Origin of the sequence: Nostoc sp. JL31 (genome assembly GCF_017114965.1) — a bacterium.
Taxonomy (GTDB): domain Bacteria; phylum Cyanobacteriota; class Cyanobacteriia; order Cyanobacteriales; family Nostocaceae; genus Nostoc; species Nostoc punctiforme_A.
Map to the genome: position 1 here is coordinate 1 of NZ_JABXKO010000095.1, position 16,343 is coordinate 16,343.

The following is a 16,343-nucleotide window of genomic DNA, read 5'->3' on the forward strand; positions in this document are numbered from 1 at the left end:
TCAAGTTTTATTACTTCAGCAAACCTGATGCAAGTTATTAGTTTTGCTTATTTAAAAGCAAACAACGAGGCAGGAATACGCCGAAGTTATCTTTATATGTGACATCACATATCTGGTTATATGCCTCTTTAGAATCGGTGTCTGATTTTATATCTACGATTGCTGAATGGGAGTAACCCTCTATTCGCGCAGCCTTTCGTAGAAAAGGGAACAAGAAATTCTGATGTTGGAGGCTACAAGTATTATTTGCTTACTTCTCTGGGAATAATAAGTTTGTATATTACCGCTATTCTAAAAAATTAACCCTCAGTGGTAAGCTGAGGGCTTTTTTTGTTTGGCAAAATGGCATATCTGTAAATTAGAGGGTTGCTATGGTATTTGAGTAGGATACATTCCATGCGAAAAGTACTGACTTGCATTACCCCTGGTAGTTAGCCAGGGGTTTTATTTTTATTTAAAATGAGAGCGATCGCTCTTAAATATTCTGCTGAGAAATTTATTTTTAACGATTTTGAGATAAGTAATTTTAGAATTCCCTGCTTTTGGGAATTAATTAGGGATAGCGATTTTAATTCAACCAGGGAATTGACAATAAATATAAGCTTATATCAAGTGGAAAAATCAAGTACAACGAATTAACGATGACAGACGCTAAAAATGTAATCGATGGAAACCTAGAGGTTTGCTGTACTTCTCCCATGACTGGGTTTCACCGCGACGGTTTTTGTCGTACAGGTGGTCAAGATTTTGGGTCGCATGTCGTATGTGCCGAAGTGACATCAGAATTCCTGGAGTTCACCAAATCGCAGGGTAACGACCTCAGCACAGCAGTTCCTGATTTTAATTTTCCTGGATTGAAGCCTGGCGATCGCTGGTGTTTGTGTGCTTCTCGCTGGCAAGAAGCTCTAGAAGCTGGCGTTGCTCCACCCGTCATACTTTCAGCAACCCATGCTAGAGCTTTGGAAGTAGTTTCTCTAGACGAACTCAAAAAACATGCTTTAACTTTGTCTTAATTAGGGATTGGACATAAGAGGTAGACGAGCAGAGGGGAAAAACTTAGTGCAATTTCTCCCCTGCTCCCTTGCTTCCCTCCTCCGACTCCCAGTCCAAATCAACTCACTGGAACTTCAATAGACAGTTCTAATACATTGACAACCGCAGAAATCAACTTATTGGGGTCTATCGGCTTAGATAAATGCTTCTGAAACCCTGCTCGTAGCGCTTCCAAGCGGTCTTCCTCTCGTGTGTATGCTGTTAAAGCGATCGCGGGGATGCGTCCACCTTTTTCTGGTTCTAGAGAGCGCAGTTTCCTAATTAGTGTATAACCATCTTGCTCTGACATACCGATGTCGCTAATCAGGATATCTGGTTTTGCTTGTTCAAGTACTGCAAGTGCTTCATCAACCGATGCTACCGCAGTGGCAAAAGCCCCATACTCCTCAAACATAAAACTCAGAAAGTTACGGGTATCTGCTTCATCATCTACAACTAACACCCTTAATCCAGCAAGAGGCGTAGAAGCAATAGGAGAAGAACTTTTTCCTGTTGCTTCTCTATTGCCTCTATTGTCTTGTAAGAGTGGTAATCTCACAGTAAAGGTTGCTCCTTGTCCACTACCTGAACTTTGGGCAAAAATTGTCCCCTTGTGTAGTTCCACTAGATGACGGACGATCGCTAATCCTAGTCCTAATCCATTGTGCGATCGCGTTGTGGTGCTGTCTGCTTGCCGAAAACGCTCAAATACTTTGGGTAAAAACTCGGAACTGATACCAATGCCTGTATCGATAACTTGAATTTGGGCGTACTGAGATTTTGAATTTTGAGATTTTGCGGAAAGTTTAAGACTCGGCTCCTGACCATCAGAATTTTCCAAGACGGATTTTAGATTATTGCTTTCTTCAGTGTTTGAAGAGTCTAAATTTTCACTATGAGATTCAAATCCAAAATTGTTCGACTGGGTTGTACTGAGGCTTGTGGAAGTAGCGCTCACACCGTTCGCGTAGCGTTCTGCAGGAAAGTCTGAAATCGGCAATCCAAAATGCTTTGACAACCTGACTTCGACCCTACCACCTTTAGGGGTAAACTTTATTGCATTAGTTAGTAGGTTCCAGACAATTTGCTGTAAACGGGCTGGATCGCCATAGACTGAACCGATCGAAGTATCCAGCACAGTACTTAATTGAATATCTTTTGGCTCTGCTAGGGGACGCACTGCCTCTAAAGCTGCCTCCATCACCGAGATTAGATTCACTGCCGATACGTTTAATCGCAACTGACCACGGATAATTCGGGATACGTCCAAAATATCCTCAATTAGTTGCATCTGAGATATAGCGTTGCGTTCAATCGCCTCCAATGCGCGGGAAGTGGCTTTTTCGTCAAGTTTCTTGGTGCGGAGAATTTTTGACCAGCCGAGCATTGAGGTTAGAGGCGTGCGGAGTTCGTGGGAGAGAACAGCTAGAAACTCATCTTTCATCCGATTCGCAGCTTCTGCTTCCTGTCTTGCTGTTTGTTCGCGAATCACTTGAGCGCGGACTTCTTCTGCTTGCTTGCGTTCGGTAATATCTTCAAGAGTGCCTACATAACCCAACAAGTCTCCTTGACTGGAAAGCATCGGTGATGAGCGGACTTGAACCCAACGAATGTTACCGTGAGCAGCTTGAAAGCGAAATTCTTCTGAGTATTCCCGACCTTCACAAATGTAAGCAGACCAACTAGCGATCGCTCGTTCTTTGTCTTCTGGATGAACAGATTCCAGCCATTTCTTTTCTAAACTCTCTGACGCTTTCAAGCCACAAATTGTCTGATAGCGGGGATTAGTATATTTACAGTCGCCTTCTGTATCAGTTTCAAAAATACCAACAGGTGAGCAGGTACTTAGCGATCGGAATCGTTCTTCACTTTGCCTGAGTTCGGTATTTACAGCTACCAACTGCGCTGTTTGTTGCTTGACGGCTTCTGTTTTCTTAAATAGTTCTACGAATACTGTGACTTTAGAAGTCAAAATATTGGGGTCTAGTGGTTTGAGCAGATAATCAACAGCACCCAAGGCATAACCTTTAAACAGCATTTGGTCGCTGGTGCTAAAAGCGGTAAGAAAGATAATTGGAGTATGACGCGATCGCCCTCGATTGCGAATTAAGGTAGCAGTTTCAAAGCCATCCATCCCTGGCATTTGCACATCCAGCAAAATCACCGCAAAGTCTTGATGTAGCAGACACCTCAAAGCTTCTTCCCCGGAAGTAGCTCTCACGAGATTCTCCCCTAATTTTTCTAGGATTGCCTCTAGTGCCAGCAAATTTTCTAGTTTATCATCTACTAGGAGGATGTTGACTTTGCGTTCCATCTGCATCGGTTTATTTCTGTGATAATTGACAAAGCTTGACCATCTGGGAAGCAATGTTTGAGAGTGTCAAAATCCAGTCTACTGTAACAGCAGAAATTGCTGCCTCTGGCATAATGTCGCTCTCTGCTGTGGCAGGTTCTTGTACAATAGTAATTCCTCCCCGCGCTTTTATTTTCTTAAGACCTTGCATACCATCTTGGTTTGCTCCTGTCAATATTACACCAATAACTTCCTCTGTGTAGACATCGGCTGCCGACTCAAACAGCACATCAATAGATGGTCTAGCATAAGAAACAGGCTCATCAGTCGAAAGAGCAAAGTGACCTGGTTCAACCAGTAAATGATAATCTGCTGGGGCTATGTAGATATGTCCTGGTAGTATTTCGTCCTTGTCTTCCACTTCTCGAATTTTCAACAAACTGGATTCTTGTAATAAATCCTGGAGTGTGTTGCTAGATTCTTTATGACGGTGTTGCACGATCGCGATCGGTACGGGGAAGTCTGCTGGTAAATTGCCCAGGATAATTTTCAATGCTGATAATCCGCCTAAAGAAGTACCAATTACCACAATTTTAAACGACACTTGTTTCGCCCTCACACCTGTGGAATGGGGGTTACGTAAATAGCAAAGGGTATTTCATACTGAATCAGTCAGTGTTTTCTTGCTTCTTTGCTCTTACCAGTAACCCATGTTTAGGTGCAAAAATCATTGCTATGACAAACAACAAGGTTTGCAACACAACTATGCAACCCCCTGTTGCACCATCGATATGATAGCTGATGTAAGTCCCCATAACACTAGAAAATACTCCAGATGCCATTGCAATTAGTATCATGTGGTCGAAACGATCGGTTAATAAATAAGCCGTTGCTCCCGGAGTAACTAACATAGCGACAACCAGAATAATTCCCACTGTCTGAAGTCCGGCGACAGCAGTTAGTGATAGTAATGATAATAAAATATAGTGAAGCGCTCCTGTGTTCAAGCCGATGGAACGTGCATGAGTGGGGTCAAAACAAAATAATAGTAGGTCTTTGCGTAAAATAGCTATTGTTGCTAAAGTAATTACGCTAATAATCACCGTTTGGATGATGTCTTCATTAGAAATACCCAAGACATTCCCAAACAAAATGTGCGTCAAGTCTACGCTGCTTGGAGTTTTGGAAACTAGTACTAAACCCAGAGCAAAAAATCCTGTAAATACAAGTCCAATGACAGTATCTTCTTTAATTCTCGTCTTTGCTTTGATATAACCGATCGCAATCACTGAACCCACTCCAAAGACGAAAGCGCCCACAGCAAAAGGAATATTTAAAACATAAGCAATTACTACCCCAGGCATTACCGCATGGGAAACAGCATCTCCCATTAATGCCCAACCCTTGAGGGTCATAAAACAAGATAAAACAGAACAGACCACACCAACTAAGGCACTTACACAAATTGCCTTCACCATGAATTCATGCTGTAGAGGTGTGGTGAACCAGTCTAAGAATGCGAGAGTATTCATATTTTTATAACTCTAATCCAAGCAATATCAATTAAAAATTATCCATCAATCCGATTCAATTTTATTTCCACGAATTATCTGACTTTTGCTGAAAGATAAATCTCCCAGAGAACCACCAAAAGTCCGTGAGAGATTTTCTTCTGTGAAAACTTCTGATGTATCACCATAAGCTAAAATAGTACGATTAATGAGTACTACTTGGTCACAGAAAGTAGTGATAGAAGCTAAATCATGGGTAGAAATCAAAATTGTATGACCTTCTTCTCGCAATTCCAGCAATAAGTCAATCATCGCTTTTTCTGTTTTGATGTCTACCCCAGTGAAAGGTTCATCTAATAGTAAAACTGTTCCCTGTTGTGCCAAAGCACGGGCGAGAAAGGCACGTTTTTTCTGTCCACCTGAAAGTTCTCCAATTTGGCGATCGCGCATTGACCACATTTGCACCCTTTCCAAACTCTCTTTCACCACTCTTTGATCGTTCGCCGATGGAATTCGCAGTATATTCATGTATCCGTAGCGTCCCATCATCACAACATCATGGACACTTACTGGAAAATTCCAGTCTACTTCTTCCGACTGGGGTACATAAGCGACCAAGCTTTTTTTCTGTACAGTCTTTATCGGTAAGCCATTAATTAAAACCCGTCCTGTAACTGGCTTCAAAAACCCCATAATTGCCTTAAACAGGGTTGATTTACCGCTACCATTCATCCCCACTAAACCACTGATTGAACCTGCTTGAATTTGCAAATAAGCACCATGTAAAGCAACTTTGCCGTGGTAAGCAACTGTCAAATTTTCAACATCAATACTAATAGATTTCACTAAAAAGCACCTCTAAAATTAATCAGTATTTTGTAGTAAGCGGCTCTATCCCCATTTGCAAATACTTAACGTTTTTCAGAGAATAAATAGGACTAAAGTCCTTACTAAAAGCCAATTTTCAATAATTAGATTTATTCTGGCATACTTGCTCACTTTTCCTCTAATCCCTGAGTTAGAGTATTAATATTAAGTTCTAGCAACTTGAGATAAGTTGGCGCTGGCCCATTGGCTGGAGACAGGGAATCAACGTAAAACACTCCACCAAACCTTGCTCCTGATTCTCTAGCTACCTGACGTTGCGCTCCATCGTTGACTGTACTTTCACAGAAAACTACAGGTATTTTATTTTTTTTAACTGTATCAATGACTTTTTCTAGCTGTTTGGGAGTAGCTTGTTGTTCAGAGTTGACCGCCCAGAGATAAGCTTCTTTCAAGCCATAATCGCGGGTAACGTATGAAAATGCGCCTTCACAGCTTACCATGTAGCGCTTATCTGCTGGAACTACCGACACGGCTTTTCGCAGTTTCTCATCAACTTCCTTAATCTTTTGGCTGTATGCTTTGGCATTGGTGTTATAAGTCTCTGCATTTTCTGAGTCTAAATCAACTAATGCCTTGCGAATATTATCTACGTAGATCAAGGCGTTTTGTGGTGACATCCAAGCATGGGGATTAGGCTTACCTTTGTAGGCATCCTCCGTAATTTCTACAGGTTTAATTCCCTCACTTAGGGTAACGTGAGGTACTTTAGGAACGCTGTTATACAATTTCTGTGCCCAACGCTCTAAATTTAGACCATTATTCAAAATTAGGTCTGCTTTTTGCGCCCTCACCAAATCGCTAGGAGTTGGTTCGTAACCATGAATTTCTGCCCCTGGTTTGGTCAAAGATTCAACAATCGCCTTGTCTCCCGCCACGTTTTGTGCCATATCTGCAATGACTGTAAAGGTGGTAAGAACCACTTTTTTACCTTTTTTATCTAGGTTGCTGGTGGTAGTTGTGCCTGGGTTTGGAGTTAACTGTGATTGAGAATTGGAGGTTGACGGGCTACACCCACTCAAACACAGTCCCAATAGCAGCACAGACGCTACAACCAATTTTTGTCCGTGCTGCGGTAGTTGCATCTGAAAGTTATTGATATTAAATATCATTATAGCAATCTCATAATCTTCTCACTTTTGTCTCACTTTAGCAGAAGTAAGTTAAAAATGAAAGAATTATGAAAATAATATTCAGAGAAAAAAGCCAACCTGTTGCAATAAACTATATTTCTGAGTTCTGACTCAACCATGATTTCTTACTTTTCTTTTTTTAAGGGGCTTTTTGAGTAGTTCAAATATTTTTGTTATTTCCATCACAAACCAATATTTTCTTATTGTGAAATACCTTACAGACAAATATTCTATTTCGAGTTTTTTATATTTAAAAAAGTGCAAAAATAAATACATTGTGAAAATAGTTTTTTGTTTATAGACTAACTTTTTAAAGTTTAATATTTATTGTTTTGACAATTCATAAAAATTTACTTAAGCTAAAGGATAGGTTAAGCAAATCAACAAACGACAGCGATTTGATTTAGCTCCATCAAGAATTGCTGTTGCAGACTATTGGCATAAGGAAATGAATCAAAACCCAAATTATTCCATGTAGGCAATTTAACCAAATTTAGCTACAAAAAGCTAAGACATGATTAAGCGTATTGAACCGCGCAGATATTGAACAGAATTCGGTCAATTATGGATGGATACTTGTGGTGATGTTAGTGAGTGTCCATCAATTATTGAAGCTTGACTAGCGATTTTAGATTTTTGATTAGGGTCTTCTAGTTTATATCTCGTCTGGGACGGAATAAATCTAAAAGACGCTCGCTAAGACTGCGCGATCGCCAATCCAAAATCCAAAATTTATTGACCAAAGTGCGGTAGATATGTCCAGGAGAAGACGATGATTGAGTATTTGACATCTTTGAACGACCACAATTTGCCCTATCCAGATACGATTCATCCCATCGTTGTCCACTTCGTAATTGCGATGGTGTTGTTTTCCTTCTTCTGCGATGTAATTGGCTATTTTACTAGTAAATCCGGTCTTTTTGAGGTGAGTTGGTGGAATATGTTAGTTGCCACGATCGCCATCTTCGTCGCGATTATTTTTGGTCAGTTTGAAGCGGGATTAGCACAGCCTTACAGCCTAGCGAAATCAGTGCTGAATTTGCATACGCTAATTGGTTGGTCGCTTTCAGGAATTATCACAGCGATTACAGCTTGGCGCTATGTAATTCGTGCCCGCAATCCTAAAAAAATACCGATTTATTATTTGGGAGCGGGGCTAGTTTTAACCTTAATAGTTGGCTTACAAGTATATCTCGGAGATGAACTTGTTTGGGTATATGGATTGCATACCGTACCAGTTGTGGAAGCAGTAAAGGATGGTGTGTTGCGATGAACTCAGAATTGATTAACCAATTAACCGACTCTCTAGGCCCAAACGGATTACCTTACACAATTCCGATTCATCCCAATTTAGTCCATTTGACAATAGGTTTGTTCATCATTGCGATGACTTTTGATATTGTTGGTGTTCTGTTCCCCTTTGAAAAATGGGTGTTCAAATTTTTGGCAATTACTGTCGAACGCGACAACTTATTTGCTGTTGGCTGGTACAACATGTTAGCTGCCAGCATCATCACATTTTTCACAGTGGGAGCAGGCTTTTACGAAATGCTGTTGGCAGCACCACCAGCTGATATGAAGAGTGCCTGGGGATTGCAGGCAATGGAAACTATGCTCTGGCATGGTGTGGGTGGTGTGTTCTTATTAGCGCTGATTGTTGGCATGACCATCTGGAGAGCATGGCAGCGCTTCGTTTGGGGCAAACAAGAATATAAACAGACAGATAGAGAAGTGCAATGGATCTATCTGTTCGCAGGCATAGCAATCATGTTCATTCTGTACATCCACGGCACACTAGGAGCGCAACTAGCCGCCGAATTTGGCGTACACAATACAGCAGATAATTTGCTGCGATCGCACCAAGACCTCAACACAACACTCAAGTAAATCATTTGTTATTTGTCCTTAGTCCTTAGTCATTTGTCCTTTGACTAATACCCAATGCCCCATGCCCAATACTTCGGCTTCTCTACGAGACGCTACGCGAACGCTCAGTACAAGTGCCCAATGCCCCATGCCCAATGCCCAATAACCAAAGACCATGAAAATCCAGAAGATTTTAAATATTTTAACGCTGCTTACAGGCGCGATCGCAGTGACTTCTATGAGTCTCTGGATCGGCAAGCAGTCTTATTCTTGGCTTCCTCCCCAAGCAGCAGCCGAATCCCTACTCATTGATGATTTGATTAGCTTTTTAGTAACCCTCGGTGCCTTCATCTTCTTGGGAGTAACAAGTACTCTGATGTATTCTGTCATCTTCCATCGGGCAGTCAAAGATGACTTCACTGACGGCCCCCCGATTGAAGGTAACGTCGCCTTGGAAGTTGTCTGGACAGCAATCCCAATTCTCTTGGTATTTTGGATTGCAAGCTACAGCTACCAAGTTTACGAACAAATGGGAATTCAAGGCCCATCAGAACTAGTTCATCTGCATAATCCGCTGGCAATGGAATCAGCTTATGCAGCACCAGCTAAAGCCTTAGCAGAACCCGTTGAAAAAATCGACGTACTAGCTAAACAGTGGGCGTGGGTTTTTCATTACCCAGAAAGAGATATTACCAGTACTGAATTGCATTTACCAAGCGATCGCCGGATACGTTTAGCGCTGAAATCGCAAGACGTTCTCCACGGCTTCTATATACCTGCATTTCGACTCAAGCAGGATATTATCCCTAACCACGCGATCGACTTTGAATTTACTCCCATCCGTCCCGGACAATACCGATTAACCGATTCTCAATACAGCGGCACATACTTTGCGACGATGCAAGCGAATGTAGTCGTTGAATCTCCTGAAGATTATCAGCAGTGGCTTGCCCAAGCTGCAACTCAAAAGCCATCCCCAGCAAAGAATCAAGCGGCTTCTGAGTATGCTCAAACATCCAATCAATCAGTCCAAACTGGTTGGGTTACAGTTCCACCTGCTGCACCTCCTCTAGTCAATTCACCTGGTTGAAAGGAAAGTAACCATGACTAATGTTCCTATTGAAGGTATCCTTCTCCCTGATGAGAAGCCTAACCACGAATCTCCGAGTAGCTGGAAAGAATACTTCAGCTTTAGTACTGACCACAAGGTAATTGGTATCCAGTATCTCGTTACCTCATTTTTCTTCTTTCTCGTCGGCGGTATCTTTGCGATGGTGATGCGGGGAGAACTGATGACACCCGAATCAGATTTAGTCGATCGCACCGTCTACAACGGTATGTTCACCATGCATGGCACTGTGATGCTGTTCTTGTGGACATTTCCCTCACTCGTTGGTTTTGCCAACTATCTAGTGCCTCTGATGATTGGGGCGCGAGATATGGCATTTCCCCGCCTGAATGCCGTCGCCTTTTGGATGGTACCAGTAGTTGGGATTTTGATGATGGGTAGCTTCTTTGTACCTGGAGGCCCTGCCCAAGCCGGCTGGTGGTCTTATCCGCCAGTTAGTCTCCAGAATCCCACAGGTAACTTGATTAATGGTCAAGTTCTCTGGCTGCTAGCGGTGGCAATATCCGGCGTATCCTCAATTATGGGGGCAGTGAACTTTGTCACTACAATTGTGAAGATGCGGGCCCCAGGAATGGGCTTCTTCAAAATGCCGTTGTTTGTCTGGGCAGTATTTAGCGCCCAAATCATCCAACTATTTGGACTTCCAGCACTGACAGCTGGTGCGGTGATGTTGCTACTTGACCTCACAGCTGGCACCGCCTTTTTTGACCCCGCCAAAGGTGGGAATCCAGTGATGTTTCAGCATTACTTCTGGTTTTACTCCCACCCTGCCGTTTACGTGATTATTTTGCCTGTCTTCGGCATTTTCTCAGAAATCTTCCCAGTTTATTCACGTAAACCCCTATTTGGTTACAAAGTAGTTGCCATTTCATCCATCTTGATTGCCGTAGTTAGCGGCATTGTTTGGGTACACCACATGTACGTCAGCGGGACTCCTGGCTGGATGCGGTTGATTTTCATGCTGACAACGATGTGCGTGTCTGTCCCCACAGGAATTAAAGTATTTGCTTGGGTAGCAACTATTTGGGGCGGGAAACTGCGGCTAAATACCGCCATGCTGTTTGCCTTGGGTGCATTAGTGATGTTTGTCTTCGCCGGAATCACAGGCATTATGCTTTCCTCCGTGCCCGTTGATGTCCACGTTAACAATACCTACTTTGTAGTCGGACACTTCCACTACGTCCTCTACGGCACCGTGACGATGGGCTTATTTGCAGCCATCTATCACTGGTTCCCCAAAATGACCGGGCGGATGTACTCCGAAAGCTGGGGTAAAATCCACTTTTGGTTAGCCTTTATCGGCACCAACCTCAACTTTTTACCCATGCACCCCTTGGGATTGCAAGGAATGTTACGGCGAGTTGCTTCCTACGCCCCAGAGTATCAATTCTGGAATATCATTGCTAGCCTCGGTGGATTCCTATTAGGAATGTCCACCTTGCCCTTCATATTCAACATGGTGATTTCTTGGATGCAAGGGGAGAAAGCACCCGCTAACCCTTGGCGAGCAATCGGACTAGAGTGGTTAGTTTCTTCACCCCCCCCAGTAGAAAACTTTGAAGAAACTCCCATCATCATCTCCGAACCCTACGGCTACGGCAAATCAGAACCCTTAACAGCCAACCTCCCAGAATAAACGCAAACAATCGGGAAGACGCAAAAACCCTCCGCGTCCCTCTGCGCTTCCCTCCGCGTTCCTATCCTGCGGGAAGGCAAAGTGCCTATGCGTTTCAAATTCATTCCTCAAAAAGCAAAATGGACAGCTATATCAATTCCGAAGAATTGCCCCATCCAAGCGCAGAACACAGCCACGACGAAGAAGGCAACAAAATGTTTGGCTTCATTGTCTTCCTACTGTCAGAAAGCGTCATTTTCTTGAGTTTTTTCGTCGGATATGCCATCTACAAAACATCAACGCCTAATTGGCTACCAGCAGGTGTTTCTGGATTAGAAATCAAAGAACCGGCAATCAACACAGTAATTCTTGTCGCTAGTAGCTTTGTAATTTACTTAGCAGAACGCGCCCTTCAACGCCACGACTTAGTGAAATTTCGCCTGTTTCTCTTGGCAACAATGGCGATGGGAACTTACTTTTTAGTTGGACAGGCGATTGAATGGAACGGCCTCGCCTTTGGTTTCACCTCCGGGGTATTTGGTGGAACCTTCTATCTGCTTACAGGCTTCCACGGTTTGCACGTTTTCACAGGTATTCTGTTGCAGTTGATAATTTTGGTACGTTCTTTCCTACCTGGCAATTACGATACAGGTCACTTCGGGGTGAATGCAACTTCATTGTTTTGGCACTTCGTCGATGTGATCTGGATTATTTTGTTTGTCCTTATCTATGTTTGGCAGTAAAGATTGATGGGAAGGAAAACCCAGATAATTTCTCTGGGTTGGTGTATGTGGCATTGTTAATTACTTTTATGCCCCATACACCATTCACTGTAATAACTATACTTGGGTCAAGTCTCATCCTTTCAAATTCACCTTCTCCTCAAACTTTGAACCATCTTGATGAGATAAAAATTTATCACTATTGTGATAACTTCTTCGCCATTGTTCGAGCTTATCTATAGATATTGATTTAGATGTGACATTCACACCATTTCCTCGCCAAGCAACTTCTGCATCTGTTGTGAAAACCCCGCACTCTAATTGATCTAGCCTCATATTCCAATATTCGCTAAATCGACCTTTTAAAGTAATAACTTGCTCAAATACCTTGTTTCTATGTTTATTTCTTCTTTTTCGTTCTGTTGCTCCAGTTGCTTCTGTATCAATAAACTTAGTTTCTATTAAAAATAGACTACCTTTAAAGGTTAGGAAGACAAAATCACACTTTCCTAAATCTGTATAATCTGAAATTGGAGACTTTTCAAATAACAGCAATTCAGCGCACGAGGGAAACAATTCTGTAATATTCAGAAATAAATAAGCTTGCAATAGAAGTTCCTTATCATAAGGAAATAATATCACTCCTTCAAAAAATTTTTGAATGTCCTCGTGAGTTTGGGGTTGAATTTTTTTACAGTATGAAACAAATCTATGTAGCTCGTTGACAATCATCAAGTTATAACTCCTTCCCCCGGTCGCAGCCTTAAGGGTATTAGCATCAAAAGATACCACTCCCTCAAGGAAATTATCATCCGCATAAGTAACTAAAAAAACGATTAAAATCCTGAATACTTAAGGCAATTTACTGTTGACAGTCCAATAAAACTAATTCTTAATTTGCTTTTCAGTATTGGTGGATTTGTCACTCCTGGCGTCAGCTACCAGTCAGCGATTTTATATGAGCAGGAAAACTAGCGTTTTGCAAAGCTTGAACAGTTATTCTAGAATCCTGTACACAAAATTGCCAACCTAAGCGGACAAGTTTACGAGAAGTTTCAGTTTGGATAATTCCAATCACTGGCATTTTTGCCTTTTCTTTGTCTACTGAATGGTCTTGCAAAATTGTTTTCAAGCGATGTAAATCTTCCATATTACCGGCTTGCTGAGGATTTAATTCCACCATCACCATTTGTACTGTTTCCACTGGTTCTGCATCTTCAAGAATAAATTGAGTTTGCTCATCGCGTCGATCTACTTTTCCCCAAATAATTAATCTAGTATCAACTTGGAGTAGGGAACTAATGCGTTCATAGGTTTTAGGAAAAACTACAGCTTCTGATTGTGTAGTTAAGTCTTCTATTTGCAGAATTGCCATCTGATCGCCTTTTTTAGTCACCACTTTTTTGACGTTATTTAACATGACAACTGCACAAAGCCTTGTATCTTCTCTTTGTTCTCCCAGTTGTGAAAGGTTAATAGGTGTCAAAAGTGGTGTTATTTGCCGTAAGGATTTCAGTGGATGATCTGATACATAAAAACCTAATAATTCTTTCTCCATCTGCAATTTTTTCTGTGGGGGTAAATCAGTCACGGGTTTAGATTTGGGAGCAGTCTCAAAGGCATTGTTTGCTCTTTTATTCTGAGTCGAAGAAAAACCATCGCCCAATAAATCAAATAGATTCCCTTGACCACTGGCTCTGTCTTTAGCGCGAGATTGTGCCCAATCGTACACCAATTCTGAGTCGTTAATTAACTGTTGGCGGTTGGGTTCAATTTTGTCAAAGGCTCCACAATAAATCAGCGACTCTAGAGTTCGGCGGTTAACAGCGCGTAAATCGACGCGATCGCAAAAATCAGCAAGAGTCTTGAACTCTCCTGTCTCATTTCTCGCTTCCAAAATACAAGCGATCGCATTTTGTCCCACGTTACGCACCGCCGAAAATCCAAACAGAATCTTGCCTGCCGTTGGCGTAAAATCAACACCAGAACGATTTATATCTGGCGGATCTATGGATATCCCCATATTTGTACAGTTGGTAATGTATCGCTGTACCTTATCGGTATCGCCGCTGTTAGCTGTTAACAGAGCCGCCATATATTCCAATGGGTAATTAGCTTTTAAATATGCTGTTTGATAAGTTACATAACCATAGGCAGTTGAATGGGATTTATTGAAACAATTGGAAGCTATAAAGCCATTTTTTATTGTAAAATTATGGTAGCGTTCAACCCCAATGTCATAAACATTTTGTTTGCCTAAATATCTACGCGTGGCTATTTTTATCATCCTACCTTACCTCGAAAAATTTTGTGGAATTGAATAAAATTATGAAGTTTGTAGTATTAATAATGTTGTAATACAAAATTATATCATTAGAAAACACTGCTATACTCTTACACAAAAGTAGCCAATATAGATGAAAACTTTGGCAAACTATTCAATAGATGGTTGATAACCATGTATTTGCTGTTTTTAAAACCTTATTAAACACATTTCAATACATATTAATCCGCTTAGTCAGATGAATGGGGAATGGCAAGCAGAGGAGAATAAGCAATGCCCAAAGCCCAATAACCAATACCCAATTTTGACCAATATGTACTAGAATCAATGACTTGAGTCATCAAAGAGAGCAATCATGGCATCCATCCGCGAGTTGCACCACCAGCTGGTTAAAAAAGAACGTTCTGCCGTTGAAATTACCCAAGAAGCTTTAGAGCGCATTCAAGCGTTAGAGCCGAAATTGCACAGCTTTTTATGTGTGACGGCAGATCGGGCATTAGAGCAGGCGGATGCTGTGGATGCCAAAATTGCCGCAGGAGAAGAAATTGGGCTGCTAGCGGGCATTCCTGTGGGTATCAAAGACAATATGTGTACCAAGGGGATTCCTACCACCTGTGCCTCTCGGATTTTAGAAAATTTTGTGCCGCCTTATGAATCAACAGCGACGCAAAAACTGGCAGATGCTGGGGCGGTAATGGTAGGCAAAACCAACTTGGATGAGTTTGCAATGGGTAGTTCCACTGAAAACTCTGCCTATCAAGTCACGGCTAATCCTTGGGATTTGTCACGAGTTCCAGGCGGTTCTTCTGGAGGTTCGGCGGCAGCGGTGGCGGCTCAAGAATGTGTAGTTGCGCTCGGTTCTGATACTGGCGGTTCGATTCGCCAACCTGCGTCTTTCTGCGGTGTTGTGGGGATGAAACCCACTTATGGTTTGGTTTCTCGTTATGGTTTGGTGGCTTACGCTTCGTCTTTGGATCAAATTGGGCCATTTGGAAATACGGTAGAAGATGCGGCAATCTTATTAAGTGCGATCGCAGGTTACGATCCCAAAGACTCTACCAGCCTAAAAGTTGCCATTCCCAACTATGCTGCTAGCTTAAAACCAAACTTCAAACCCAGAGGTCAGCTGAGAATTGGTATCATTAAAGAAACTTTTGGTGAAGGTTTAGACCCTGTAGTGGAACAAGCTGTTACCAAAGCAGTAGATCAACTACAAAGCTTGGGGGCGGAAATTCATATAATTTCCTGTCCCCGCTTTCGCTATGGCTTACCCACCTACTACATTATCGCCCCATCGGAAGCATCAGCAAACCTGGCTCGTTACGATGGCGTGAAATATGGGTATCGCGCTCCTGATGCCGATAATCTGCTATCAATGTACACTCGTACCCGTGCCGCTGGTTTCGGTACAGAAGTCAAACGCCGGATTATGATTGGCACTTACGCCCTTTCGGCTGGCTATTATGACGCTTACTACCTGAAAGCGCAAAAAGTCCGTACTTTGATTAAGCAAGACTTTGAAAAGGCTTTTGGTGCAGTTGATGTGTTAGTTTGTCCCACATCTCCCACTACAGCATTCAAAGCAGGGGAAAAAACTACTGACCCCTTGAGTATGTATTTAACTGACTTGATGACTATTCCTGTAAATCTTGCTGGTTTACCCAGTTTAAGTTTGCCATGTGGTTTTGACGCTCAGGGGCTACCGATAGGATTACAGCTAATTGGCAATGTGCTGCGAGAAGACCTACTGTTTCAGGTAGCTTATGCTTATGAGCAATCCACTACTTGGCATCTGCGTAAACCGCAAATATCTTGAAAATTGTCATTGGTCATTTGTCATTGGTTCTTAATTCTTCTTCTCTACTGAGTAGAG

At 42.2% G+C, this 16,343-nt stretch carries 16 protein-coding genes; 7 read left to right on the forward strand and 9 right to left on the reverse strand.

The features are described 5' to 3' along the window. The first annotated feature begins 641 nt into the window (after nucleotides 1–641). Nucleotides 642–1,013 (forward strand): DUF2237 domain-containing protein, encoded by a 372-nt coding sequence (locus HWQ43_RS21800; RefSeq protein ID WP_292737975.1) that lies wholly within the window; start codon nucleotides 642–644, stop codon nucleotides 1,011–1,013. A 98-nt stretch (nucleotides 1,014–1,111) separates the two neighbouring features. Here HWQ43_RS21800 and HWQ43_RS21805 read toward each other — a convergent pair whose 3' ends face one another. From HWQ43_RS21805 to HWQ43_RS21830, 6 genes are all read right to left on the reverse strand, one after another. Beyond that, entirely contained in the window at nucleotides 1,112–3,352 is a 2,241-nt protein-coding gene (locus tag HWQ43_RS21805; RefSeq protein ID WP_292737977.1) for a response regulator, read from the reverse strand. Nucleotides 3,353–3,356: 4 nt separating this feature from the next. After that, on the reverse strand, nucleotides 3,357–3,929 hold the full coding sequence (locus HWQ43_RS21810) for a chemotaxis protein CheB (protein WP_292737979.1): 573 nt from the start codon (nucleotides 3,927–3,929) through the stop codon (nucleotides 3,357–3,359). A gap of 64 nt (nucleotides 3,930–3,993) precedes the next feature. Beyond that, nucleotides 3,994–4,857: a metal ABC transporter permease gene (locus HWQ43_RS21815; protein ID WP_292737981.1), complete on the reverse strand. Its 864-nt coding sequence runs from the start codon at nucleotides 4,855–4,857 to the stop codon at nucleotides 3,994–3,996. 45 nt (nucleotides 4,858–4,902) lie between these two features. Then, nucleotides 4,903–5,682: a metal ABC transporter ATP-binding protein gene (locus tag HWQ43_RS21820; RefSeq protein WP_292737983.1), complete on the reverse strand. Its 780-nt coding sequence runs from the start codon at nucleotides 5,680–5,682 to the stop codon at nucleotides 4,903–4,905. 149 nt (nucleotides 5,683–5,831) lie between these two features. Beyond that, a complete protein-coding gene (locus HWQ43_RS21825; protein ID WP_292737985.1) occupies nucleotides 5,832–6,806 on the reverse strand; it encodes a metal ABC transporter substrate-binding protein in 975 nt (324 codons plus the stop codon). 698 nt (nucleotides 6,807–7,504) lie between these two features. Continuing rightward, nucleotides 7,505–7,645 (reverse strand): hypothetical protein, encoded by a 141-nt coding sequence (locus tag HWQ43_RS21830; RefSeq protein WP_190240952.1) that lies wholly within the window; start codon nucleotides 7,643–7,645, stop codon nucleotides 7,505–7,507. Here HWQ43_RS21830 and HWQ43_RS21835 point away from each other — a divergent pair. After that, nucleotides 7,627–8,127, forward strand: coding sequence for a DUF2231 domain-containing protein (locus HWQ43_RS21835; RefSeq protein WP_292737987.1), 501 nt, complete (start codon nucleotides 7,627–7,629; stop codon nucleotides 8,125–8,127). The genes HWQ43_RS21830 and HWQ43_RS21835 overlap by 19 nt on opposite strands. Continuing rightward, the gene (locus HWQ43_RS21840; protein ID WP_292737989.1) at nucleotides 8,124–8,741 is read left to right on the forward strand and encodes a DUF2231 domain-containing protein; all 618 of its coding nucleotides are present in this window, start codon (nucleotides 8,124–8,126) and stop codon (nucleotides 8,739–8,741) included. Before HWQ43_RS21835 ends, HWQ43_RS21840 begins: the two co-directional genes overlap by 4 nt. 18 nt (nucleotides 8,742–8,759) lie before the next feature. Here the strand turns inward: HWQ43_RS21840 and HWQ43_RS21845 are convergent, their stop codons facing one another. Then, nucleotides 8,760–8,897, reverse strand: a complete 138-nt coding sequence (locus HWQ43_RS21845; RefSeq protein WP_292737991.1) for a hypothetical protein — start codon at nucleotides 8,895–8,897, stop codon at nucleotides 8,760–8,762. On the opposite strand from HWQ43_RS21845, the gene HWQ43_RS21850 reads away from it, so the two are divergent. From HWQ43_RS21850 to HWQ43_RS21860, 3 genes are all read left to right on the forward strand, one after another. Next, on the forward strand, nucleotides 8,896–9,810 hold the full coding sequence (locus tag HWQ43_RS21850; RefSeq protein WP_292737993.1) for a cytochrome c oxidase subunit II: 915 nt from the start codon (nucleotides 8,896–8,898) through the stop codon (nucleotides 9,808–9,810). The two genes, HWQ43_RS21845 and HWQ43_RS21850, sit on opposite strands and share 2 nt — an antisense overlap. Nucleotides 9,811–9,823: 13 nt before the next feature. Then, nucleotides 9,824–11,485: a cytochrome c oxidase subunit I gene (gene ctaD / locus HWQ43_RS21855; RefSeq protein ID WP_292737995.1), complete on the forward strand. Its 1,662-nt coding sequence runs from the start codon at nucleotides 9,824–9,826 to the stop codon at nucleotides 11,483–11,485. A 119-nt stretch (nucleotides 11,486–11,604) separates the two neighbouring features. Continuing rightward, nucleotides 11,605–12,207 carry a heme-copper oxidase subunit III gene (locus HWQ43_RS21860; protein WP_292737997.1) on the forward strand — a complete coding sequence of 201 codons (603 nt, stop codon included), beginning with the start codon at nucleotides 11,605–11,607 and terminating at the stop codon, nucleotides 12,205–12,207. 114 nt (nucleotides 12,208–12,321) lie between these two features. On the opposite strand, the gene HWQ43_RS21865 is transcribed toward HWQ43_RS21860, so the two are convergent. Then, nucleotides 12,322–12,918 carry a hypothetical protein gene (locus HWQ43_RS21865; RefSeq protein ID WP_292738152.1) on the reverse strand — a complete coding sequence of 199 codons (597 nt, stop codon included), beginning with the start codon at nucleotides 12,916–12,918 and terminating at the stop codon, nucleotides 12,322–12,324. A gap of 202 nt (nucleotides 12,919–13,120) precedes the next feature. Next, nucleotides 13,121–14,473, reverse strand: a complete 1,353-nt coding sequence (locus HWQ43_RS21870; RefSeq protein ID WP_292737999.1) for an OB-fold nucleic acid binding domain-containing protein — start codon at nucleotides 14,471–14,473, stop codon at nucleotides 13,121–13,123. 352 nt (nucleotides 14,474–14,825) lie between these two features. On the opposite strand from HWQ43_RS21870, the gene gatA reads away from it, so the two are divergent. Then, nucleotides 14,826–16,286 carry an Asp-tRNA(Asn)/Glu-tRNA(Gln) amidotransferase subunit GatA gene (gene gatA, locus HWQ43_RS21875; protein WP_292738001.1) on the forward strand — a complete coding sequence of 487 codons (1,461 nt, stop codon included), beginning with the start codon at nucleotides 14,826–14,828 and terminating at the stop codon, nucleotides 16,284–16,286. Nucleotides 16,287–16,343 lie beyond the last annotated feature (57 nt).